We start from the raw sequence: 21971 nt of genomic DNA, 5'->3' as shown, positions 1-21971 counted from the left end.
ACTATGCGAATGTATGACGTCATTGAAAAGAAACGTGACGGTATGGAACTAACAGACGAAGAAATTTACTTTTTTGTAAATGGTTATACGAAAGGCGAAATTCCTGATTATCAAGTTAGTGCTTTAATGATGGCTATATATTTTCAAGATATGACAGAAAAAGAAAGAGCTACGTTAACCAAGGCTATGGTTGAATCTGGTGACCAGATTGACTTATCTGAAATTACCGGAATTAAAGTTGACAAGCATTCCACTGGTGGAGTTGGTGATACGACGACATTAGTATTAGCTCCTCTAGTAGCGTCACTAGGAGTTCCAGTTGCCAAGATGAGTGGACGTGGCTTAGGGCATACTGGTGGAACCATTGATAAATTAGAATCTGTACCAGGTTTTCATACCGAAATAACGAATCAACAATTTATCGATCTGGTAAATAAAAATAAAGTTTCAGTAATCGGTCAAACAGGTAACTTAACACCGGCAGATAAAAAACTTTACAGCCTACGTGATGTTACTGCTACTGTTAACTCTATACCGCTCATTGCTAGCTCTATCATGAGTAAGAAGATTGCTTCTGGTGCCGATGCTATTGTGCTTGATGTGAAGACAGGTGCTGGTGCATTTATGAAAGATATTAATGATGCTAAAGAGTTAGCTAGAGCAATGGTATCAATAGGAAAACAAGTAGGTAGAAATACAATGGCGGTTATTTCCGATATGAGTCAGCCATTAGGCTATGCGATTGGTAATGCGTTAGAGGTTAAGGAAGCAATTGAAACTTTACAAGGAAAAGGACCAAAAGATTTAACAGAGCTATGTTTAGTCCTCGGTAGTCAAATGGTTGTATTGGCGGAGAAAGCAAAAAGCTTAGAGGAAGGCAGAAAGTTGTTAGAAGAGAATCTAACTAATGGTAAAGCTTTTGAACATTTTAAAACATTCCTTGTTTCACAAGGCGGTGATGCTTCAGTTGTAGACAATCCAGATTTATTGCCTAAGGCTTCCAACCTAATTGAAGTTAAAGCTACAACTTCTGGCACGGTTAAATCTATAATAGCTGACCATTTAGGAACTGCTGCAATGATGTTAGGTGCAGGTAGAGCAACAAAAGAATCCGAAATTGATTTAGCTGCGGGAATTATGCTGCATAAAAAAGTTGGAGATTCAGTTAGTAAAGGAGAACCTTTACTAACATTGCATTCTAACAGTAAAAATGTGGATGCGGTTATTGATTTAATTCAATCTAGTATTATTGTTACAGATGAAAAGACGGAAAAACCGACACTTATCTATGATGTGATAACGGAATAGTTGATGAAATGGGAATCTCGCTAATGTAGAGATTCCTTTTTTATTTGAAAAAGTTTTATGGTTTTCCGACTTATAAATATGTTTAATTATGGTAATCCTAGAATTATATTGATTGCTGGAGGTTATACATAATGAAAAAATATGTTCTAATGATAAGTTTACTATTTTTTACACTTCCTTTATTTGGCATGACAGTAGTTGCAGAAGAAAATAGTGATTCACAAAATGAAGAGTCATATGATCTAGCTCCTGATGCTAAATCCGGCATTTTAATTGAACGGGATACAGGAAAGATAATTTTTGAGAAAGAGGCTCATGAAAAACTACCGCCTGCAAGTATGACAAAAATAATGACGTTACTATTAATCATGGAAGAATTAGAAAAAGGCTCATTAAAGAAAGAAGAAACGATTCGAATTAGTGAAAATGCCGCTTCAATGGGAGGCTCGCAAATTTTCCTGGAAGCTGGCGAAGAAATGAAAGTAAATGATTTATTGAAAGGTATTGCCATTGCTTCTGCAAACGATGCAAGTGTAGCATTGGCAGAAAGAATTGCTGGAAGTGAAGAAGCTTTTGTTAAAAAGATGAATGACAAAGTGAAAAAACTTGGTTTAAAAAATACCGTGTTTCAGAATGTTACCGGATTACCTGCTGAAAATCATTATAGTACAGCTTATGATATGGCTATGATGGCAAAAGAACTTTTAGGCCATGAATCCATCACAGACTATACTTCTATTTATGAAGACTATTTGCGCAAAGGTACTGATAATGAGTTTTGGCTAGTCAATACAAATAAGTTGGTTCGTTTTTACCCTGGAGTAGATGGGTTAAAAACAGGCTTTACAAATGAAGCAAAGTATTGTTTAACAGCAACAGCGAAAAAGGGTGATATGCGTGTCATTGCTGTTGTAATGGGACTAGATACACCAAAGGCAAGAAATGCTACAGTATCTAAAATGCTAGACTATGCATTTAATACGTATGAAACGAAGAAGCTTTTTGATAAAGGTCAAGCTATAACAGAATTAAATTTACTAAAAGCTGAAAATAGAAAAACTGCAGTCGTAGCTTCAGAATCTATAAGTACACTATTTAAAAAAGGGGATACAATAGATGAGTTAACAACCTCCGTTAAGCTTGATACTGTTGAATTACCTTTAAGAAAAGGGGATCAAGTAGGTACTCTTCAGGTGAAAAACGGAGAGGAATTAATTTCTGAAACACCTTTAATAGTAGATGAAGATGTAGATAAGGCTTCCTTCTTTACACTATTTAAACGTTCTATTCAGAAGCTGTCGAAAAATGACTGAATTATTCTAGTTTAGCCGAAATATTTCTTCTTTTGTCTTGCAGGAAGGAATTTACCCATTGCACAACGAATTGTACTTACATAAGGAATGTAAGGAGGATTAAAATGGGTCTAGATTATACATTTGAAGTAAAAGAGGATGTTCTTATAGTTCGCCTTGCTGGTGAATTAGATCATCATGAAGCTGAAAGTTTGCGCGAGCAGTGGAAGGACATGCTTTATCATAATCCAGTCAAACATGTAATTTTAAACCTTGAACAGGTTAGTTTCATGGATAGTTCTGGGCTAGGTGTGGTCCTCGGTAGATATAAGGAAGTATTGCAATTAGGAGGGGAAATGGTCGTTTGCTCCATACCGCCTTCAATCAAACGTTTGTTTGAAATGTCTGGGATGTTTAAAATTATTCGTCTCGAGGAGAATGAGTTATTCGCTTTAGAAACATTGGGGGTGGCTTCATGAGAAATGAAATGCATGTAGAGTTTTCAAGTGTCAGTCAAAACGAATCTTTTGCCCGCGTTACGGTAGCTGCTTTTGTAGCTCAGCTTGATCCGACGATGGAAGAATTAACGGAGATTAAAACCGTTGTTTCTGAAGTAGTTACAAATGCGATTATTCATGGCTATAACAATGAGCCTGATCATAAAGTATCCATCACTTGTCGGCTACAAGAAGATGGAGAAATAGAATTAACTATTCGTGACTTTGGTGTAGGTATTGATGATGTTGAAGAAGCTAGGCAACCACTTTATACATCCAAACCAGAATTAGAACGTTCGGGTATGGGATTTACAATTATTGAGAATTTTATGGATTCCGTTGAAGTAGTTTCAAGAAATGGTGAGGGTACCACTGTTCATATGAAAAAGCAGTTAACGAAAAGTAAAACGGTTTATAATTAGGGATCGATGCCTATGGTTAATGTAAAGCAGGATAAGCGGAATGAAGCATTAACGGATGAACAAGTAAAAGCCTATATTCTCAAAAGTCAGCAAGGAGATAAAGAAGCCCGCGATTTATTGGTTGAAAAAAATATTCGGTTAGTTTGGTCTGTTGTTCAACGATTTATGAATAGAGGATATGATCCAGACGATCTTTTTCAAATCGGAAGTATAGGTTTGATTAAGTCTATTGATAAATTTGATTTATCATATGATGTCCGATTTTCAACCTATGCAGTGCCAATGATAATTGGTGAAATCCAAAGATTTCTTCGTGATGATGGTAGTGTTAAAGTTAGTCGTTCTTTAAAAGAAGTTGGTAACAAAATCCGTAAGAAAAAAGATGAACTAACAAAACAGTTCGGTAGGTCTCCAACAATTAATGAAATTGCTGATGCATTAGAAATCTCACCTGAAGATGTTGTTCATGCCCAAGAGGCTTCGAAAGCACCTCATTCTATTCATGAGACTGTATTTGAAAATGACGGAGATCCTATTACATTATTAGATCAAATTGCTGATAATGATTCGAATTGGTTTGATAAATTGTCATTGGAAGAGGCAATACGTGACTTAAATGAACGGGAAAGATTAATCCTTTATTTAAGATACTATAAGGATAAAACACAATCTGAAGTTGCAGAAAGACTTGGCATTTCCCAAGTTCAAGTATCTCGACTTGAAAAAAAGATATTATACGAAATGAAAAATAAGATGGATCCGTAAAAGCTGCTATGGGGTAATCCCCTGGCAGCTTTTTGGTAACTATAAAGCTAATTTTAGTCCTCCATTTAATAAAATCGATAATTAAAACAAATACTAACATGTATCGATAATGATTCCCCTGAGGTGAAAGAAATGGAAGGGCTAATATATTTACGTATGAAAAAGAATTTAGAAATTAAAAATCCAATGGAGGTGAAACTGAAAGATGTAGCTTATTTGTCTTCAAATTCAAAGACAAATTTAAAAGAATTGGAAGAAATAAGGATTTATCGAATTACTGAAAAAGATAAGGAAATTGTTATCATTGATAGCTTCTTTATTATAAAGTATTTAACGGAAAACTACCCGAAACTTGAAATCCAATTAATAGGACCTGAACAGACAATTATTCGGATAAGCAAATACAAGAAAAACCCAAACATCTTTATTGTTGTATTAGTTTGGTTATTATTATTTATCGGTACAGCAATGACTATTATTAACTTTCACTATGATGTGAGTATGCAAGCCGTGCAACAAAAATTACATTATTTATTAACCGGAGAAGAAAATAAATTTCCGTTATGGATTCAGATACCGTATTCGTTTGGTTTAGGTATAGGTATGATTTTATTTTTTAATCATTGGTTTAAGAAACGATTCAATGAAGAACCAAGTCCGTTAGAAGTAGAAATCCACAAGTATCAGCTGTCCCTAGATGATTATGTTATTTATCATGAAAATAAGTTAAATGATCCAAAACTTCCTCATTAAGCTGGTAGAAGTCTTGATTGGATTTTCTGGGGGACTCGCTGTTGGTTGTGGTTTTGTGGCCTTTCTAACTGTACTAGGTATTATTCCAAGATTAATTCAGCTAACAAAAACATTGTATTTAGTAAAAGTGTACACAGGCTGTGTAGTATTAGGTACTTTATTTGGTACGTATCTTTCTTTTGTTGAGGTATTCTGGGATAATCCGGTTATCTTGCTCGTTTTGTGGGGAGCGCTACATGGTGTATTTAACGGTATGTTAGCTGCTGCACTAACAGAAGTTTTAAATGTCTTTCCGTTATTATCTAAACGTATAGGGTTGGATAATAAACTAATAACACTTATGATGGCAGTTGTTTTAGGGAAAATTGCAGGTTCATTATTTCAATGGATTATTTTAGTAAGATGAGAATGGAGGACTAATATTGAGTCAACAACCGATTTCGGCAAATATTAAAGAAAATGCCCGCTATATGAAAGAGAGAATTGGAGTCGGTTCTTCTTTTGACGTTGGATTTAGGGAAATTGTATTGTTAAAAACGGAAGTTCAATTATATTATGTAACTGGTTTAGTTGATAGTGTGATTATACAAGACCTTTTAGAAGAACTAGTCAATTTAAACGAAAAAGAAAGTGAACGGAAGAAAATAACACAAATTATAAAAAATCGATTACTTCATCAACAGGTTTCCGAAACTAAGACATTAGATGAAGCGGTTGACCAAATACTTTCTGGATTAATTATTGTTTTTATAAATGGAGAGAGATTTGCTTATACCATAGATGTGCGTAACTACCCAGGTCGAACACCACAGGAACCAGACACGGAAAGAGTAATCAGAGGTTCTCGTGATGGATTTACAGAAAATATTATTGAGAATACAGCTTTAACAAGAAGAAGAATACGCGACGAGCGCTTACGTAACGAAATGCTTAAAGTAGGAGAACGTTCCAAAACGGATGTATGTGTATCTTATATTAAAGACATTGCAGATGATGGATTAGTCAAGTTAATTAAAGAAAAGATCGAGAAGATATCTATTGATGGGATTACAATGGCGGAAAAGTCCTTAGAAGAGTATATTGTAGAACGGAAATGGAACCCATATCCGTTAGTTCGTTTCACAGAAAGACCAGATGTAGCTGCTAATCACCTTTTAGAAGGACATGTATTAATCATTGTAGATACTTCTCCTAGTGTAATCATTGTTCCAACGACCTTCTTCCATCATGCACAACATGCGGAGGAACATCGACAAGCACCACTTATTGGTACGTTTATTCGATGGCTTAGATTTCTAGCGATATTTCTATCTATTTTCTTATTACCAACATGGCTTTTATTTGTATTGGACCCAACTCTTTTACCGAAAGAACTATATTTTATCGGACCAAATGAAGAGGGCAATATACCAATTATTTTTCAGCTCATGCTAGGTGTCATTGGTATAGAATTTTTAAGAATGGCAGCAATTCATACGCCAACAGCCTTATCAACCGCAATGGGCTTAATTGCAGCGGTATTAATTGGTCAAATTGCTATTGATGTGGGGTTACTAAGTCCAGAAGTAATACTATATATTTCGATTAGTGCAATTGGAACTTATGTCACTCCAAGTTATGAGTTAAGTGTAGCGAATAAAGTAGCGACTGTTGTACTCCTAATTTTAACTGCTTTATTTGGTATATACGGTTATGTTATAGGAACAACTCTGTTTATATTGTTCATAATTAGTCTTCGTTCGATGCGGACTCCATACTTATGGCCGTTGCTTCCGTTTAATTCAAAGGCATTGCTTTCGGCGATATTTCGAATTCCGACTCCTTTTGCTAATACAAGACCAAGTATAGTACACCCTAAAAATATATATCGCCAACCAGTTAATAAGTAATTTTGTAAGGAATAGAATCCGGATCTTTTCGAAGGGGGATTTTATTCCTTTAGTTTTTCGACTGATTATGATAAATTTTTTATAAGTATTTTTACTAATCTAAAAAAATAGGTGATGGAAGATGGAAATGGATCAATATCCATATCGAATAAACAATGAAGGGCATTTAGAAATTGGTGGTGTTGATACAGTAATGCTCGCAGAAAAATATGGTACACCACTGTATATATATGATGTTTCCGTAATACGAGAGAGGTGTAGGTCCTTTGTAGATACATTTAAAAAATTAGGGGTTCGTGCACAAGTCGCCTATGCTAGTAAAGCCTTTTCTTCCGTTGCTGTGATGCAGGTAATAAAACAGGAGGGATTGTCAGTAGATGTAGTTTCAGAAGGAGAATTATATACTGCATTACATGCTGGGATTAATCCTGAAAAAATACATCTTCATGGTAATAATAAAAGCCCACGAGAGCTAGAAATGGCAGTTAAGCACCAAATTGGTTGTGTTGTGGTAGATAATTTTTATGAAATAGAATTGTTAACGGAGACATTAAAATCTCATCGTAAGAAAATGGATGTAATCATCCGCGTTACCCCTGGAATTAAATCGGAAACACATCAATATATTATGACAGGAAATGAAGATTCTAAATTTGGTTTTGATTTACACAATGGTCAAGCTGATGAAGCTTTTCATTCCTTATGGGAAAATCCATTTGTTAATTTTAAAGGACTACACTGTCACATTGGGTCACAAATTTTTGATACAGAGAAATTTGTGACGGCAACGAATATATTATTTAGTAAACTTGTAGACTGGAAAAATAGTCATGGATTCATTCCAGAAGTTCTGAATTTAGGTGGAGGATTTGGGATACGTTATACAGAAGAAGACCAACCAATTCCACTACATCAATATGTAGAAAGGCTAGTAGAAACAGTAAAAGAGCATAGTGCTAAAATGGATATACCACTTCCAGAAATTTGGATTGAGCCTGGTCGTTCTATTGTAGGGGATGCAGGTATTACATTATATACAATTGGATCACAAAAGCATATACCTGGAGTACGTGATTATATCTCTGTGGATGGAGGTATGACAGATAACATTAGACCTGCATTATACCAAGCAAAATATCATGGTCTACTTGCTAATCGGGCTAATTCTCCTACAGATACCGTTGTTTCCGTTGCTGGAAAATGTTGTGAATCAGGAGATATGTTGATTTGGGACTTGCCTATCCCAAAAGTAAACAGTGGTGATATTTTAGCTGTTTTATCAACTGGTGCTTATGGGTATTCGATGGCGAGTAACTACAATCGTATTCAAAGAGCGGCTGTAGTTTTTGTTGAAAACGGACAAGATAAATTAGTTATTAAACGGGAAACATATGAAGATATCATTAGCCATGACCTTTCTTATGAATAAATTAAGTATTAGAATTTAGAGACTGGATAAAAAGTAACTAAACTTTAATTTCATATTTAGAAATGTTATCATGATTTAGTAATAATAGTTTTTTATTTGAATGGAGATGAAATAATGTCTAAAAAAGGCTATATTTTAATGGAAAATGGAAATAAAATTGAATTTGAACTATACCCAAATGAAGCACCAGGTACAGTAGCGAACTTTGAAAAATTAGCTAATGAAAAATTCTATGATGGCCTTACCTTCCACCGAGTTATACCTGGATTTGTCAGTCAAGGTGGATGCCCAATTGGAAATGGAACTGGCGGGGCTGGTTACACAATTAAATGTGAAACTGAAAATAATCCACATAAACATGAAGAAGGATCACTATCTATGGCTCATGCAGGAAGGGATACTGGAAGCAGTCAATTCTTTATTGTTCATGAACCACAGCCACATTTAAATGGTGTCCATACTGTATTTGGAAAAGTTACTTCCGGAATAGAGCATGCAAAGGCAATGCGTAATGGGGATGTAATGAAAGAAGTAAAAGTAATCTCTGAATAAACGAATAATTAGGACGGTTTAGATGAATACAGCTCTAATGATGTTTTACCTCGTTTTGTTTGTTGCACCAATTAGTAATTTTTTCCACGAATTAGGGCATTTACTGGGTGCAAGGCTTGCGAAAGCAGATGTCATAACGGTTACTATTGGTAGAGGTAAGGAAGTTCTTAAATTAGAATATAAAAATATTGGTATTCAAATAGGAATATTATTCTTTACTTCGGCTGTGACAAGTAGTAATAGAGAAAAATCATATGGCTCATTTGAGATGATATATATTTCGTTCCTTGGTCCATTCTTTAATGCAGTAATTGTGTTCATCTGTTACCCCCTATACCAAGACTTAACGAATCCATACTTTTTGGTATTCATACTTTATAATGGTTGGTTGTTTATGATGAATTGCATCCCATATAAAATAGGTAAGCAAGAATCTGATGGCTATGTTATTATGAAGGAAATTTTTCAAAAAAATGTATACTAGTTAGTAAAAAATGTCAATAATGGTAAAAGGATGAGTAATATGAATCAGCGTAAGAAAAATATCCTACTATTTTTTAGTTTATTAGTTCTAGGTGTTATTTGGGGATTTGCTTATTGGATTATATTTGTATTCTAGAACTATTATTGACAAATATAGATTAATAGGTCAATATATATAACGACTCCAAGTTAAATAAATTCAACTAGATTAAGATCAAAAGTTATGTACATAGTGAGGGGTATCTATGTTAAATCGCTACAAAAAAAATTCGGAAAAGATTGCAATGGGTTTATTATCTTTTATGCCTGAGGAAAAAGATGTAAAAAAATTGCAACAAACAATAAAAGAATACGAGACGAATCCAGATTGGCATCTTTATCTATGGAAAGAAGTAGATGATATTATCGGTGCAATCGGATTGCGAGTTGATGGTGATCAAGCTATAATTCAGCATATTTCCGTTAATCCTTCACACAGAAATGTTGGTATTGGTAAAAAGATGATTCAAGAAGTAAAGAAAATTTATACTAATTTTAATTTAAGTGCTGTTGAACCAATTCGTGTATTTTATAATCATTGTATTCCATTAGAAGATAATACAAAAGATTAAGGAAGTCACTTATGCTTATGAAATAAAATTTCTAAAAAAAACCAGCCCTACAGTTATAGGGCTGATTTTTGTAAGAAATAATAAGGTGTTAAATTAATCGTAGTCTATTTTATAACCAAGCTGCACCGACAATAATTAATAAAATGAATAACACTACGATTAAAGCAAAGCCTCCGCCATAATTATATCCTGCACCCATTATAAATTCCTCCTTTTGTAAACTTGAATAAATGTTTTGGGGAACATTTATCTTACGTTAATAACTTATGTAGATACCCATCCCTGTGTATAGGCGTTTTAAACAAGTGAAGATAAAATATCTTTAGTTCTTGTAAGTATTTTGGAAAGGGCGACTAATATGAGTCAAGCTTATCAAGTAAAATTAGATACTTTTGAAGGTCCGCTTGATTTATTATTACATTTAATTAATCAATATGAGATCGATATATATGATATCCCTGTAGCCCAAATCACTGAGCAATATATGAATTATATTCATACAATGCAACACTTGGAATTAAATATTGCAAGTGAATACTTAGTAATGGCAGCGACACTTTTAGCTATAAAAAGCCAAATGTTACTTCCTAAACAAGAAATAGAAGAAACTGATGAAGAATATATGGAAGACCCTAGGGAAGAACTAATGCAACGATTAATCGAATATAGAAAGTTTAAAGAGGCTGCTGAAACATTTAAAGAAAAAGAACTGGAAGCGCATCAAACATTTACTAGACCTCCAGTGATTTTTGAAAACTTAAATATTGAAAAGACCATGGTTCAGGGTGATATTTCTATATATGATATGTTAGGTGCCTTAGGCAAAATGCTTGAAAGAAAGAAATGGAAAGAACCACTTGAAACTAGAATTCAAAAATCTGAAATTTCTATTGAACATCGCATGGAAGAAGTATTACAAATAGTTAAAGGAAAAGCTAGAGGGGGAATTACGTTTGATGAATTGTTTACAGATCGAACTAAATCCCATATTGTAGTCACATTTATGGCTATTTTAGAATTAATGAAGATTAAAGAAGTAACATGTAAGCAGACGAAGCATTTTGAACCATTATATGTATATTATTCAGGGGATGAAATATAAGATGAAAAATGTTAAAGCCATATTAGAGGGGCTACTATTTGCATGTGGTGATGAAGGAATAACGATTAGAGAACTCGCCAAAATTATGGAAATCTCGGAAAAAGCTGTTGAACATTTAGTAGAAGAGTTGAAGTATGATTATGAGCATGCTAGTAGAGGGATAATGATGATGGAGTCTCATAATGTATACCATCTTACCACAAAACCAGAGCATAGTGAGTATTATAAGAGGCTTGTAGAATCACCACAGTCAAGTAGAATGTCCCAAGCTGCTTTAGAAACACTTGCTATTATTGCATACAGACAACCAATAACGAGGTCAGAAATAGACGAAATTAGAGGGGTTAAGAGTGATCGTCCTGTTCAAACATTACTGGCGAGGTCCTTAATTGAAGAAGTTGGAAGAAAAGATGGAGTGGGACGTCCGGTTCTATTTGGAACGAGTAAAGATTTCTTAACATACTTTGGTCTTACCTCTTTAGAAGAGCTTCCACCATTACCAGATAATTTTGACCCAGAAGAATTTGAAGACGAAGCAGACCTATTTTTCGACCACTTCAATGATCTTGAGGAAGCAAACAATAATTAATTATTATTGCTATTATATTCTTTGATTTATCATGATAAAAGTAAAAACTTCAATCTCTTTATACCCGTATCATTTTAAATGGTACGGGATTTTTTGTATTTAAATTTTTGGGGTAGTAGAAATTAGTCCTGTTTATTGTAAATTTAGGTGAAGGATTAAATCTAAAAAGGTAGTACAATTTTATTCATATCAAGTGCCCTCATGCATAAAATGTATAGACATGATTTTGGGGAGGACAAACAATGCGTTTTATTGCAATAACCCTGATTACATTAATAATTTCCACTTTAGCATTCCCGCTTATTGGACATGCTAATCCAAGTGTTTCCGCAAATAATGCGGTTCTTATCGAACAATCTACAGGAAGAATATTGTTTGAGAAGAATGCACACGAAAAACAAAATATTGCTAGTATTACTAAAATTATGACTGCAATCATAGCAATCGAATCAGGAAAAATGGATGAAATGGCCACTGCTAGTAGAAATGCCGTCTATACGGAAGGTTCTTCCATTTATTTAAAAGAAGGAGAAAAGATGCTAGTTGAAGATTTAGTTTATGGTTTAATGTTACGATCGGGTAATGATGCAGCGGTTGCTATTGCAGAGCATGTAGGAGGAAGCGAAGAGGGCTTTGTTTATTTAATGAATGAAAAAGCTAAATGGTTGGGAATGACTAATAGCCATTTTGATAATCCACATGGTTTGGATTCTCAAACACACTATTCATCTGCCTACGATATGGCTTTATTAATGCGCTATGCGATGGAAAACAACGAGTTTCAAAAGATTACTGGGGCTAAATCCTATAAATCTGATAAAAGAGAGTATAGTTGGCGTAATAAAAATAAATTACTAACTGCTTTGTATAAATATTGCACCGGTGGTAAGACCGGCTTCACAAAACAAACTGGTAGAACACTTGTCTCAACCGCATCAAAAGATGGCATGAATTTAATTGCAGTAACACTAGATGACCCTGATGATTGGCGCGATCATATGAACATGTTTGAATGGGGATTTGATACCTATAAGATGGAACCAATTGGGGAGAAAGGAATGATAGATATTCCAATTGGTCCAGAAGAAAAGATAGAAGGTCATATCCATAATGATGCACTTTTTCCATTGAAGGACGGCGAAAAGGAAATAATTAAGACAGAATTAGTTCCTTTAGAACATTCATTTCCTGGTAAGGAACTAATAATAGGAAAACAAGTATTCTATTTAAATAACCAAGAAATAATGGAGGTTGCTATTTTTCAAGAGAAAAAACAAAAATCCGAGAATACGTTTTTCTCCAATATAATTTCTCTATTCAGACAAGTGTTTAGGATGGGATAACATGGTAAATTTAATCTGGGCTTTTTTAGCAATTGTAGGAATAATTTATGCTATGTTTAATGGCACGATGGATGAAGTAAATAAAGCCATATTTGAAAGTGCAAATGAAGCAGTTACGTTATCAATCGGACTTATCAGTGTATTAGTATTTTGGTTAGGGATAATGAAAATCGCAGAAGAAGCCGGTATATTGAAAGGTCTTGCAAAATTATTTAGACCAATAGTCGTTAGACTCTTCCCTGATATCCCAAAAGATCATCCAGCGATTGGTTACATACTTTCTAATGTTACGGCAAATATATTTGGTCTAGGTAATGCCGCCACTCCGATGGGTATTAAGGCTATGGAAGAAATGAAAAAATTAAGTGGTACAGATGAAGCATCTAGATCGATGATAACCTTCCTAGCGATTAACACTTCTAGTTTAACGCTAATTCCAACTACCATTATAGCAATTAGGATGCAATATGATTCAGCTTCACCAACGGAAATTGTAGGGACAACGATACTAGCAACCTTAATCTCTACTTCCAGTGCAATACTGATTGACAGGTTTTTCTATTATAGAAGTGCATGGAGGAAGAAATAAAATGGTATTTATTTCACAAGTGAGTACATGGATCATTCCACTATTTATTATGTTAGTCTTGCTAGTTGCAACTTGGAAAAAGGTGCCTTCATATGAATTGTTTGTTGAGGGAGGGAAAGAAGGGGTTAAAATGGCCTTTTCTTTGCTTCCTTTTTTAGTAGGGATGATTGTTGCTATTGCTGTTTTTAGAAGTTCAGGAGCATTAGACGCTATTATTAATATAATTTCCCCTGTTCTACTATTTTTTGGTGTGCCACCAGAAATCGTGCCTCTTGCTCTAGTAAAACCTATTTCTGGATCTGCAGCACTTGGAGTTACTACTGAATTAATAGCTACACATGGTCCAGATTCCTTTATTGGAAGACTAGCATCTACCATGCAAGGAAGCACCGATACAACTCTGTATATTTTAACTGTATATTTTGGTGCTGTGGGAATACGGAAGATGGGTTACGCCCTTAAAGTTGGACTTTTAGCAGATTTAATTGGTATAATAGCAGCGATAGTTATTGTAACTTTAGTGTTTGGTTAATCTCGGATAATGGATAAAATCACTTATGTAGCGTTAAGATAAACTTAGCGCTATTATTATGCTTAAAAAAAGAATGGAATTGGTGGATACTATGTCAAATACATATGAACGTTTACAAAAAGTTATTGCCCAAAGTGGAGTAACTTCTAGAAGAAAAGCGGAAAAATTAATTGAGGAGGGAAAAGTAAAAGTTAATAATAAAGTCGTCACTGAACTAGGTACAAAGGTTAGTCCAGATGACAAAATTGAAGTTAATGGTATTCAATTAGAAAAAGAAGTTCCTGTACATTACCTTTTTTATAAACCAAGAGGTGTTATTTCAAGTGTGAAAGATGAAAAAGGTAGAAAGGTCGTAACGGATTTCTTTCCTGAAATTGAAGAAAGAATTTATCCTGTGGGAAGATTAGACTATGATACTTCTGGAATTCTCCTTCTTACAAATGACGGTGAATTTGCTAATTTGGTTATGCACCCGAAACATGGTGTAGAAAAAGTATACGTTGCAAAAATAAAAGGTATTCCTTCGAAACTTGAGCTTGGACGTCTAAGAAAGGGTGTAAAGGATAATGGAGAATTGTTAAAGGCTATCAAGTATCGAGTGATATCTTCAGATAAAAAGAAAAATACTATGATATTAGAGCTAACTTTACAAGAAGGAAAAAATCGTCATGTTCGTCGAATGATGGAACAATTAGGATACCCAGTAATGAAGCTAAAGCGTGAAAGATATGGAATGTTAACTCTTGATGGGATGCGTGTCGGGGAATATCGTAAGCTAACTCCAAAAGAAGTAAAGCAAATGATAAACCTTGCCACACAAATTGTTGAAGATTAGACATAATTTCATTGACCAAATAATGGTATAATTGGTCGGGGAGTGATGTATGTGAAAATTGAACAAGCAAAGCTAAATAAAAAGAATAAGCGAAGAAATAGATTAATATTCCGATCTGTAATATTAGCCTTACTCCTTCTAGCTGTAGTTTATGCACTAGTTACTAATATTACAGCAGACAGAACAATTTATAGGGCAGGAGACATGGCTCCAGATTTCCAATTAAACCAGGTGAATAATCATAATGAATTAGAGACAGTTCGTCTTAGTGATTATAAGGGGAAAGGTGTCATGCTGAATTTCTGGGGAACTTGGTGTGAGCCTTGCGAAGCAGAGATGCCTTATATGCAATCCTTATACCCAGAGTATAAGGAAAAAGGTGTAGAAATTATTGCGGTAAGTCTAGATGCAACTGAATTTGTAGTGGATAAATTTATTGATAAGTATAATTTAACTTTCCCTATACCTCATGACACTAAAGACCAAGTTCGTGATTTATATAAAATTGGTCCAATACCAAGTACCTTTTTTATTAGTCCGGAGGGAGAGATAGTTGAAATTGTGGAAGGTGCTCTAACGTTAGAGCGATTAGAGAGCTATTTAAAACAAATTCAACCTTCTGAATCATAATTGTGAGAGGGATAAATATGAAACATATAAAGTGTGAATGTGGACATGTCAATCCAGAGGGTACTGTCCTTTGTGAAGCCTGTGGTAAACCAATTGATATAAACCAACATATTGATGGTAATGACAAGAAAAAACTTCTGAACATGCGTTATGAGGGAAGTGCGAGAAGATCAACTACGTATAATAAAACAGTTATTGATAAGGTATGGAACTTCTTCTCTTCTGTAAAAGTTGCTGTTTGGTTGATTGTTATTGCGTTAGTTGCTTCAGGAATCGGAACTATTTTACCTCTAGAGCAATATATTCCTGCGGACGCTGTTTCTAGGGATCCGGCTATTTTCTATAAAGAGACGTATGGGTTATTCGGGCAAATTTATTATCAATTGGGTTTTCATAGACTTTACAGTTCTTGGTGGTATTTAATTCTAATTGCGGCTATAGGTGTATCATTAGTTATTTGTAGTATCGACCGTTTTGTTCCGCTGTATCGTGCTCTAAAACGCCAAAGGGCAAAGAGACATGAATCGTTTATTAATAGACAGCGATTCTATAGTGAGACAGAAACCGTTTCAATGGAAGAAGTAGAAATTGTTAAAGAGCGATTAAAAAAACAACGCTATCGAATTAAAGAAGAAGATGGACATATTGTTGCTGAAAAGGGAAGATTTTCTAGATGGGGTCCTTATGTAAACCATATTGGTCTTATAATTATTTTGATTGCGGCTCTCCTACGGACTACATCCTTCTTCTATTTAGAAGATTATGTATGGGTACGAGAAGGGGAAACACGTGTTATTCCTGGAACTGGTGGGGAATACTATATCGAGAACCATGAATTTATTCTAGATACATATGACGAAAATGATGAACGATTCCAAGAAGCACTTCAATTAGAAGGTAGAGTAATCCCTAGTAATTTTCAAACAAATGCTACAATATATCATGCTGAGGAATCGGAAGTTCTTGGTGCTGAAGAAGACCTGATAAAAGTAGATGAATATGAAATTAGTATGAACAACCCTGCAAAAATCGGTAGTTATACCATTTACCAACAAGGTTATCAATTAAATGAGTTTTCTAAGATGACATTTAAGATTTATGAAATGAACGACCCAGATGCAGAGGCACTTGGTGAATTCTCAATTAATCTATTTGATTTGCAAACAAAGTATGAGCTAGAAAATGGATTCACAGTTGAAGTAGTCGAGTATTATCCGGATTATGAGCTGACTAACGAAGGAGTAAAATCAGAAACAAATGAGTCTAATAATCCAGCATTTGTTTTCAATTTATATCCACCAGATAGTGAAGAACCGGAAATTAGTTTTGTCGGAGATGTAATTGGATCTGCAGAAGATTTAGGAATTGATACGAATGTAGTTGACCTTCAACCAATGGGACATGTAGTTGGTTCATTTGCACCATCTATAGACGCTACAGGAGAAAATCAATATCGTATCTTAATTGATAATATAGAATTTGATCGTAAGAGTGGTCTAAGTATTAAACGTGATAACACACTACCATTATTCATGATAGGCGCGATTATCTTTATGATTGGTGTAATACAGGGTATGTATTGGCAGCATCGACGTGTATGGATACATCCTAAACATAATGGCATTCTATTAGCTGGTCATACGAATAAAAACTGGTATGGTTTGAAAAAAGATATAGAAAAAATACTAGAAGATACTAATATTAATATGGTACAAGATCAAAAAGAAGATTAATAGTAACAAGGAGGAAACTCATGGAGAGTTTATTGAGTACGAGTAGTACCATGCTTTATACAGCGTTTGTATTATACTTGGTAGCGACATTGTTTTTTGGTGGTACCATTCGTGATAAACATACAGATAATAAGAAATCAGGTTTTGTAGGGATATTAGCAATTTCCATTACTATACTAGGCTTCCTTGCTCAACTAACTTATTTTATTACAAGATGGATGGCTTCGGGACATGCTCCAGTGAGTAATATGTTCGAATTTGTTACGTTCTTAGGAATGTGCTTAGTATTAGCCTTTATCATTATTTACTTTATTTATAGGTTAAATATTTTAGGTTTATTTGCATTACCTATTGCGTTAATATTTATCGGATATGCAGTCATGTTCCCGACAGCTATTGCGCCACTAGTTCCATCGCTACAAAGCCATTGGTTATATATTCATGTAACAACTGTGGCGTTAGGATCAGGGATTTTATTCATTAGTTTTGTTGCTGGTATAATTTACTTGATTTATAATATTGATCAAAACAAGCGCTCAAGTCGTGTTATATGGCTTGAAGTAGTTTTATATTCAATTTTTCTAGTTATTGGTTTTATTGTCATTTCTGCTGTATTCAACATGATGAACTACAGTGCTAACTTTGAATATCCGCTAAATGATGAAGTTGTAGAAACAGAATATACATTACCACCGATAGCCGCACCATATGATGGTACTTTGTTAACGGAAGACGTTATGAAGCCTTGGTTTGAAACGCCTTCATGGATGCATGGAGCTGATGCAGGCAAAAAATTTAATACGGTAATATGGTCGTTTTTAGCTGGTTCTATTCTATACGGATTAGTACGGTTAATTTTTAGAAAACGAGTTGGAGCATTAATCCAACCATTACTTAAAAGTGTTAAACTAGATCTGGTAGATGAAATTAATTATCGCTCAGTTGCAATTGGTTTTCCCGTTTTTACTTTAGGAGGATTAATTTTCGCATCCATTTGGGCTGAAAAAGCATGGGGGCGCTTCTGGGGATGGGATCCAAAAGAGGTTTGGGCTTTAGTTACGTGGTTCTTCTATGCTGCGTATTTACATTTAAGGTTGTCTCGTGGTTGGCATGGAGAAAAATCTGCTTGGTTAGCAGTTATAGGGTTTGGTATCATCATGTTTAACTTAATTGTAGTTAATTTAGTACTCGCAGGTTTGCACTCTTACGCATAATTATTCTTCATAAAACATGACATTTTTAGTACAATGTCATGTTTTCTCATACATTTAAAGAAGGTTGGTTTATACTAAATAATAGATTTAATAAGGGGGAGCAAATCAATGGAAAATAGTACAAGAGTACTTGTAGTTGATGATGAAGAAAGAATCCGCCGACTAATTCGGATGTATTTAGAACGTGAAGATTTAGTTGTAGAAGAGGCTGAAAATGGAACTGAGGGCTTAAGGTTGGCATTAGAGAAAAATTATGATGTGATCCTATTAGATATAATGATGCCAGAAATGGATGGTATAGAAGTATGCCAAGAACTTAGAAAAGAAAAGAATACCCCGGTTATTATGCTTACAGCAAAAGGTGAAGAAACGAACCGGGTACAAGGGTTTGAAGTAGGGACTGATGATTATATTGTTAAGCCATTTAGTCCTAGAGAAGTAGTACTTCGTGTTAAGGCATTATTACGTCGTACAGGAGCACAATTGAATCAAGAGTTAAATTCACAGACAAAAGATTTACTAGTCTTTCCACATTTAACTATTGATCATGATGCACATCGTGTTACGGCTGACGGACAGGAAGTAGCACTTACCCCTAAAGAGTATGAACTATTGTGCTACTTAGCTAAGTCACCGGATAAAGTTTTTAACCGAGAACAGTTGTTAAAAGATGTTTGGCAATATGAATTCTTTGGTGATTTAAGAACTGTTGACACACATGTTAAACGTCTTCGCGAAAAATTAAATACAGTGTCCAAAAAAGCTGCTAAAATGATCGTAACGGTATGGGGTGTTGGATACAAGTTTGAGGTAGATGATGAATAATGTTTTGGCGTAGTGTAGTTGGGAAGCTAGCAGTAACTATATTATTGCTAGTTTCTTTTGTTCTATTTATATTAACTGTATTTTTACTGGAGTTTTTTGAAAACTTCCATGTTCAAGAAGCTGAAGCAGACTTGTTGCAAACGGCAACGAAAGTATCTGTTATGGTAGAAAATCATGAAGATAAATCTTTAGTACGTGAAACGACTGAACGGGTAAAAGACCCGTCCAGCAAGGTAATTATTTTATTTTCTGATGGAGATTATTGGAGTTCTGATACCGATGACCAACAGTTAGCGAGTTTAGAAGACAAATGGATAATTGATCATTCTAATGTAGACAATATTAATTCCTCTAACGATACTCTCAAGGACGAGATTGAGGGTTCCGAACAAGAACCGGGTATAATGTTAGTTGGAAAAGCAGTACCTAATACGGATGCAGTTGTTTTAGTTTATCAATCACTTGCTATTGTTGATAGGACAAAAGCTGAAACTACTAAAATTATTTTAGGTGCAGCGGCAATTGCAATCGTTTTAACAACCATTTTTGCCTTTTTCCTATCCACTCGCATAACCTCACCACTTATCAAGATGAGAGAAGCTGCCTTTGATTTAACAAGAGGTGAATTTAATACGAAGGTTCCTATTTTGACCCATGATGAAATAGGTGAATTAGCAATGGCTTTTAATCATATGGGAAGACAGTTGAAATTCCATATTAATGCACTTAGACAGGAGAAGGAGCAATTATCGAGTATTGTTAATTCAATGGCAGATGGTGTTATTACACTAAGTCGCAATGGAGATATTATTGCAACAAATCAACCTGCTGAAATGTTTATGGATGATTGGTATTTTGAAAAAAATTTATCAAGAGATTCCGGACAGCTTAAATTACCAAATGAATTAATGGATACCCTTCAACAAGTTATTGAAGGGGAAAAAGAAGTAATTGAGGAAATAACCTTACAAGGTAGAACATGGGTTATGATTATGACTCCTTTATACGACCAGTCATATATTCGTGGAGCGGTAGCGGTTATTCGTGATATGACAGAGGAACGTAGATTAGATAAATTAAGAAAAGATTTCATTGCCAATGTCTCTCATGAACTCAGAACACCAATTTCAATGTTGCAAGGATACAGTGAAGCTATAGTAGATGATATCGCTGATAGTAAAGAGGAAAAAAATGAATTAGCTCAAATAATTTATGAAGAATCATTAAGGCTAAGCCGATTAGTAAATGAGTTACTAGATATGGCTAGTATGGAAGCTGGTCACTTAACCTTAAATACAGAAAAGGTAGAGGTTACTCCTTACATCGAACGAATTTATCGTAAGTTTCAAGGCATTGCTACCGAGAATCAGGTAGATTTCAAACTTATTAAGGATGTTTCACAATCATTTGCATATTTTGATCCAGACCGTATTGAACAAGTGTTTACTAATCTAATTGATAACGCCATCCGTCATACTAAAGAAGATGGATATGTAAAAGTTTCCGTTACCAATGATGAAAATGGATTTTCAGTTTCCATTGAAGATAGTGGTAGTGGGATACCGGAAGAAGATTTACCTTTTGTATTTGAACGTTTTTATAAAGCAGATAAATCTAGAACGAGAAATAAGCATGTGAAAGGGACTGGGCTCGGCCTTTCTATTGCTAAAAATATCGTGAAATCTCATAAAGGTACCATTACCGTGAAAAGTAAAATTAATGTTGGAACAACGTTTAATTTCATACTTCCGAAAGATGATGAGATATAAGTCTTGTATTTTAAAAATTGTGTGTTACTATAATTATTAGAATTGAATACAAGCGTTTTGATATTGGTGATTTTCTTAAAAGGGAATCTAGTGAAAGTCTAGAACTGTCCTCGCAACTGTAAAGTGATGACGAAATAAGCGACAACCACTGTAGAGAAATCTATGGGAAGGGCTTAGAGTAGGTTCGTAGTCACAAGTCAGTAGACCTGCCAGTATCTTTTGTATCAATGATCCCGGGGATAGGACAATTGAGACAATCTTGTACATAATAGGCTTATTTATGCTTTTTTTGTTTACAGACTGTCAAAAGAGTTAACTAGTTACGGGGTTAGCTCTTTTTTTATGCACCTGTTCTCTAATTTATGACATGGAGGAGACAATAATGAAATCAATACTATTAAAACTGCTTACTGTAACAATTACATTAGTAGTTCTTACGGCTTGTGGAACTAATGATTCATCAAATAATGCATCTCAGAATCAAAATAACACAGCCGAAAACAGTGAACAACAAGAAGAAGCTACAGTTAGAATAGTCCTTTCTAAAAATAAAGAAGCCGAGGTATTAGAAGAAAAAGAAGTAGAAATTGAAGAAGGCGACAATTTATTGGATGTTATGAAAGCGAACTTTGATATTGAAGAAGAAGGTGGATTTATTAATTCACTTGAGGGATTAGCGTTAGATGAAGAAAAGAAAATGTCATGGATGTTTTCCATTAATGGTGAAATGTCAATGGTAGGTGCAGCTGAAGTCGAACTTAAAGATGGAGACATTATTAATTTCGATTATCAATCTTGGGAATGAGCTA

The 21971-nt window shown here is 34.5% G+C and carries 25 protein-coding genes and 1 riboswitch; of the genes, 24 read left to right on the top strand and 1 reads right to left on the bottom strand.

Annotated elements, in window-relative coordinates; all coding sequences use genetic code 11:
• Positions 1-3 precede the first annotated feature (3 nt).
• From AB1K81_RS05910 to AB1K81_RS05855, 12 genes are all read left to right on the top strand, one after another.
• Complete coding sequence (locus AB1K81_RS05910; RefSeq protein ID WP_412975701.1) at positions 4-1308, top strand: pyrimidine-nucleoside phosphorylase; 1305 nt, start codon at positions 4-6, stop codon at positions 1306-1308.
• Between the two features lie 131 nt (positions 1309-1439).
• Positions 1440-2621 (top strand): D-alanyl-D-alanine carboxypeptidase family protein, encoded by a 1182-nt coding sequence (locus tag AB1K81_RS05905; protein ID WP_412975700.1) that lies wholly within the window; start codon positions 1440-1442, stop codon positions 2619-2621.
• 104 nt (positions 2622-2725) lie between these two features.
• Positions 2726-3079 carry an anti-sigma F factor antagonist gene (spoIIAA, locus tag AB1K81_RS05900; RefSeq protein WP_412975699.1) on the top strand — a complete coding sequence of 118 codons (354 nt, stop codon included), beginning with the start codon at positions 2726-2728 and terminating at the stop codon, positions 3077-3079.
• Positions 3076-3519 (top strand): anti-sigma F factor, encoded by a 444-nt coding sequence (spoIIAB, locus tag AB1K81_RS05895; RefSeq protein ID WP_412975698.1) that lies wholly within the window; start codon positions 3076-3078, stop codon positions 3517-3519. Before spoIIAA ends, spoIIAB begins: the two co-directional genes overlap by 4 nt.
• A 12-nt stretch (positions 3520-3531) precedes the next feature.
• Positions 3532-4284, top strand: a complete 753-nt coding sequence (sigF, locus tag AB1K81_RS05890; RefSeq protein WP_412975697.1) for an RNA polymerase sporulation sigma factor SigF — start codon at positions 3532-3534, stop codon at positions 4282-4284.
• 132 nt (positions 4285-4416) lie between these two features.
• A complete protein-coding gene (locus AB1K81_RS05885; RefSeq protein ID WP_412975696.1) occupies positions 4417-5037 on the top strand; it encodes a stage V sporulation protein AA in 621 nt (206 codons plus the stop codon).
• Complete coding sequence (locus AB1K81_RS05880) at positions 5015-5443, top strand: stage V sporulation protein AB (protein ID WP_412975695.1); 429 nt, start codon at positions 5015-5017, stop codon at positions 5441-5443. Before AB1K81_RS05885 ends, AB1K81_RS05880 begins: the two co-directional genes overlap by 23 nt.
• 64 nt (positions 5444-5507) lie before the next feature.
• A complete protein-coding gene (locus tag AB1K81_RS05875) occupies positions 5508-6926 on the top strand; it encodes a spore germination protein (RefSeq protein ID WP_412976122.1) in 1419 nt (472 codons plus the stop codon).
• A 121-nt stretch (positions 6927-7047) separates the two neighbouring features.
• Complete coding sequence (gene lysA / locus AB1K81_RS05870; RefSeq protein WP_412975694.1) at positions 7048-8355, top strand: diaminopimelate decarboxylase; 1308 nt, start codon at positions 7048-7050, stop codon at positions 8353-8355.
• Positions 8356-8469: 114 nt separating this feature from the next.
• Positions 8470-8907, top strand: a complete 438-nt coding sequence (locus AB1K81_RS05865) for a peptidylprolyl isomerase (protein ID WP_412975693.1) — start codon at positions 8470-8472, stop codon at positions 8905-8907.
• A 22-nt stretch (positions 8908-8929) separates the two neighbouring features.
• Positions 8930-9391 carry a site-2 protease family protein gene (locus AB1K81_RS05860; RefSeq protein WP_412975692.1) on the top strand — a complete coding sequence of 154 codons (462 nt, stop codon included), beginning with the start codon at positions 8930-8932 and terminating at the stop codon, positions 9389-9391.
• Positions 9392-9635: 244 nt separating this feature from the next.
• A complete protein-coding gene (locus AB1K81_RS05855; RefSeq protein WP_412975691.1) occupies positions 9636-10001 on the top strand; it encodes a GNAT family N-acetyltransferase in 366 nt (121 codons plus the stop codon).
• 109 nt (positions 10002-10110) lie between these two features.
• On the opposite strand, the gene AB1K81_RS05850 is transcribed toward AB1K81_RS05855, so the two are convergent.
• Positions 10111-10200, bottom strand: a complete 90-nt coding sequence (locus AB1K81_RS05850) for a YjcZ family sporulation protein (protein ID WP_412975690.1) — start codon at positions 10198-10200, stop codon at positions 10111-10113.
• Positions 10201-10359: 159 nt separating this feature from the next.
• Between AB1K81_RS05850 and AB1K81_RS05845 the strand changes: the two genes are divergently transcribed.
• The 12 genes from AB1K81_RS05845 (at position 10360) to AB1K81_RS05790 (ending at position 21967) form a co-directional block, all read left to right on the top strand.
• Complete coding sequence (locus tag AB1K81_RS05845) at positions 10360-11103, top strand: segregation/condensation protein A (protein WP_412975689.1); 744 nt, start codon at positions 10360-10362, stop codon at positions 11101-11103.
• A gap of 1 nt (position 11104) precedes the next feature.
• Positions 11105-11692: an SMC-Scp complex subunit ScpB gene (gene scpB, locus AB1K81_RS05840; RefSeq protein ID WP_412975688.1), complete on the top strand. Its 588-nt coding sequence runs from the start codon at positions 11105-11107 to the stop codon at positions 11690-11692.
• A gap of 242 nt (positions 11693-11934) precedes the next feature.
• Positions 11935-13035 (top strand): D-alanyl-D-alanine carboxypeptidase family protein, encoded by a 1101-nt coding sequence (locus AB1K81_RS05835; RefSeq protein WP_412975687.1) that lies wholly within the window; start codon positions 11935-11937, stop codon positions 13033-13035.
• A gap of 1 nt (position 13036) precedes the next feature.
• On the top strand, positions 13037-13624 hold the full coding sequence (locus tag AB1K81_RS05830; protein WP_412975686.1) for a nucleoside recognition domain-containing protein: 588 nt from the start codon (positions 13037-13039) through the stop codon (positions 13622-13624).
• A gap of 1 nt (position 13625) precedes the next feature.
• On the top strand, positions 13626-14156 hold the full coding sequence (locus AB1K81_RS05825) for a spore maturation protein (protein ID WP_412975685.1): 531 nt from the start codon (positions 13626-13628) through the stop codon (positions 14154-14156).
• 91 nt (positions 14157-14247) lie between these two features.
• Positions 14248-14991, top strand: a complete 744-nt coding sequence (locus AB1K81_RS05820) for a pseudouridine synthase (RefSeq protein ID WP_412975684.1) — start codon at positions 14248-14250, stop codon at positions 14989-14991.
• Positions 14992-15042: 51 nt separating this feature from the next.
• Entirely contained in the window at positions 15043-15621 is a 579-nt protein-coding gene (gene resA / locus AB1K81_RS05815; RefSeq protein ID WP_412975683.1) for a thiol-disulfide oxidoreductase ResA, read from the top strand.
• A gap of 17 nt (positions 15622-15638) precedes the next feature.
• Positions 15639-17354 (top strand): cytochrome c biogenesis protein ResB, encoded by a 1716-nt coding sequence (gene resB, locus AB1K81_RS05810; RefSeq protein ID WP_412975682.1) that lies wholly within the window; start codon positions 15639-15641, stop codon positions 17352-17354.
• A 20-nt stretch (positions 17355-17374) separates the two neighbouring features.
• A complete protein-coding gene (ccsB, locus tag AB1K81_RS05805; RefSeq protein WP_412975681.1) occupies positions 17375-18568 on the top strand; it encodes a c-type cytochrome biogenesis protein CcsB in 1194 nt (397 codons plus the stop codon).
• Positions 18569-18676: 108 nt separating this feature from the next.
• On the top strand, positions 18677-19393 hold the full coding sequence (locus AB1K81_RS05800; RefSeq protein WP_412975680.1) for a response regulator transcription factor: 717 nt from the start codon (positions 18677-18679) through the stop codon (positions 19391-19393).
• Positions 19393-21162: an ATP-binding protein gene (locus tag AB1K81_RS05795; RefSeq protein ID WP_412975679.1), complete on the top strand. Its 1770-nt coding sequence runs from the start codon at positions 19393-19395 to the stop codon at positions 21160-21162. The genes AB1K81_RS05800 and AB1K81_RS05795 overlap by 1 nt, the downstream gene beginning before the upstream one ends.
• Positions 21163-21209: 47 nt before the next feature.
• A riboswitch (cobalamin riboswitch) is annotated at positions 21210-21390 on the top strand.
• Between the two features lie 154 nt (positions 21391-21544).
• Complete coding sequence (locus tag AB1K81_RS05790; protein WP_412975678.1) at positions 21545-21967, top strand: DUF4430 domain-containing protein; 423 nt, start codon at positions 21545-21547, stop codon at positions 21965-21967.
• The last annotated feature ends 4 nt before the right edge of the window (positions 21968-21971 follow it).

It is taken from the genome of Ornithinibacillus jepli, from assembly GCF_047228935.1.
Taxonomy (GTDB): domain Bacteria; phylum Bacillota; class Bacilli; order Bacillales; family Amphibacillaceae; genus Ornithinibacillus.
Note: the sequence above shows the minus strand (reverse complement) of the source record. Positions and strands in the feature narration are given on the sequence as shown.

Bases quoted from the DNA above. Each gene is read 5' to 3' on its own strand.
- AB1K81_RS05910 (WP_412975701.1), top strand. From the start codon at position 4: ATGCGAATGTATGACGTCATTGAAAAGAAACGTGACGGTATGGAACTA.
- AB1K81_RS05905 (WP_412975700.1), top strand. From the start codon at position 1,440: ATGAAAAAATATGTTCTAATGATAAGTTTACTATTTTTTACACTTCCT.
- spoIIAA (WP_412975699.1), top strand. From the start codon at position 2,726: ATGGGTCTAGATTATACATTTGAAGTAAAAGAGGATGTTCTTATAGTT.
- spoIIAB (WP_412975698.1), top strand. From the start codon at position 3,076: ATGAGAAATGAAATGCATGTAGAGTTTTCAAGTGTCAGTCAAAACGAA.
- sigF (WP_412975697.1), top strand. From the start codon at position 3,532: ATGGTTAATGTAAAGCAGGATAAGCGGAATGAAGCATTAACGGATGAA.
- AB1K81_RS05885 (WP_412975696.1), top strand. From the start codon at position 4,417: ATGGAAGGGCTAATATATTTACGTATGAAAAAGAATTTAGAAATTAAA.
- AB1K81_RS05880 (WP_412975695.1), top strand. From the start codon at position 5,015: ATGATCCAAAACTTCCTCATTAAGCTGGTAGAAGTCTTGATTGGATTT.
- AB1K81_RS05875 (WP_412976122.1), top strand. From the start codon at position 5,508: ATGAAAGAGAGAATTGGAGTCGGTTCTTCTTTTGACGTTGGATTTAGG.
- lysA (WP_412975694.1), top strand. From the start codon at position 7,048: ATGGAAATGGATCAATATCCATATCGAATAAACAATGAAGGGCATTTA.
- AB1K81_RS05865 (WP_412975693.1), top strand. From the start codon at position 8,470: ATGTCTAAAAAAGGCTATATTTTAATGGAAAATGGAAATAAAATTGAA.
- AB1K81_RS05860 (WP_412975692.1), top strand. From the start codon at position 8,930: ATGAATACAGCTCTAATGATGTTTTACCTCGTTTTGTTTGTTGCACCA.
- AB1K81_RS05855 (WP_412975691.1), top strand. From the start codon at position 9,636: ATGTTAAATCGCTACAAAAAAAATTCGGAAAAGATTGCAATGGGTTTA.
- AB1K81_RS05850 (WP_412975690.1), bottom strand. From the start codon at position 10,200: ATGGGTGCAGGATATAATTATGGCGGAGGCTTTGCTTTAATCGTAGTG.
- AB1K81_RS05845 (WP_412975689.1), top strand. From the start codon at position 10,360: ATGAGTCAAGCTTATCAAGTAAAATTAGATACTTTTGAAGGTCCGCTT.
- scpB (WP_412975688.1), top strand. From the start codon at position 11,105: ATGAAAAATGTTAAAGCCATATTAGAGGGGCTACTATTTGCATGTGGT.
- AB1K81_RS05835 (WP_412975687.1), top strand. From the start codon at position 11,935: ATGCGTTTTATTGCAATAACCCTGATTACATTAATAATTTCCACTTTA.
- AB1K81_RS05830 (WP_412975686.1), top strand. From the start codon at position 13,037: ATGGTAAATTTAATCTGGGCTTTTTTAGCAATTGTAGGAATAATTTAT.
- AB1K81_RS05825 (WP_412975685.1), top strand. From the start codon at position 13,626: ATGGTATTTATTTCACAAGTGAGTACATGGATCATTCCACTATTTATT.
- AB1K81_RS05820 (WP_412975684.1), top strand. From the start codon at position 14,248: ATGTCAAATACATATGAACGTTTACAAAAAGTTATTGCCCAAAGTGGA.
- resB (WP_412975682.1), top strand. From the start codon at position 15,639: ATGAAACATATAAAGTGTGAATGTGGACATGTCAATCCAGAGGGTACT.
- ccsB (WP_412975681.1), top strand. From the start codon at position 17,375: ATGGAGAGTTTATTGAGTACGAGTAGTACCATGCTTTATACAGCGTTT.
- AB1K81_RS05800 (WP_412975680.1), top strand. From the start codon at position 18,677: ATGGAAAATAGTACAAGAGTACTTGTAGTTGATGATGAAGAAAGAATC.
- AB1K81_RS05795 (WP_412975679.1), top strand. From the start codon at position 19,393: ATGTTTTGGCGTAGTGTAGTTGGGAAGCTAGCAGTAACTATATTATTG.
- AB1K81_RS05790 (WP_412975678.1), top strand. From the start codon at position 21,545: ATGAAATCAATACTATTAAAACTGCTTACTGTAACAATTACATTAGTA.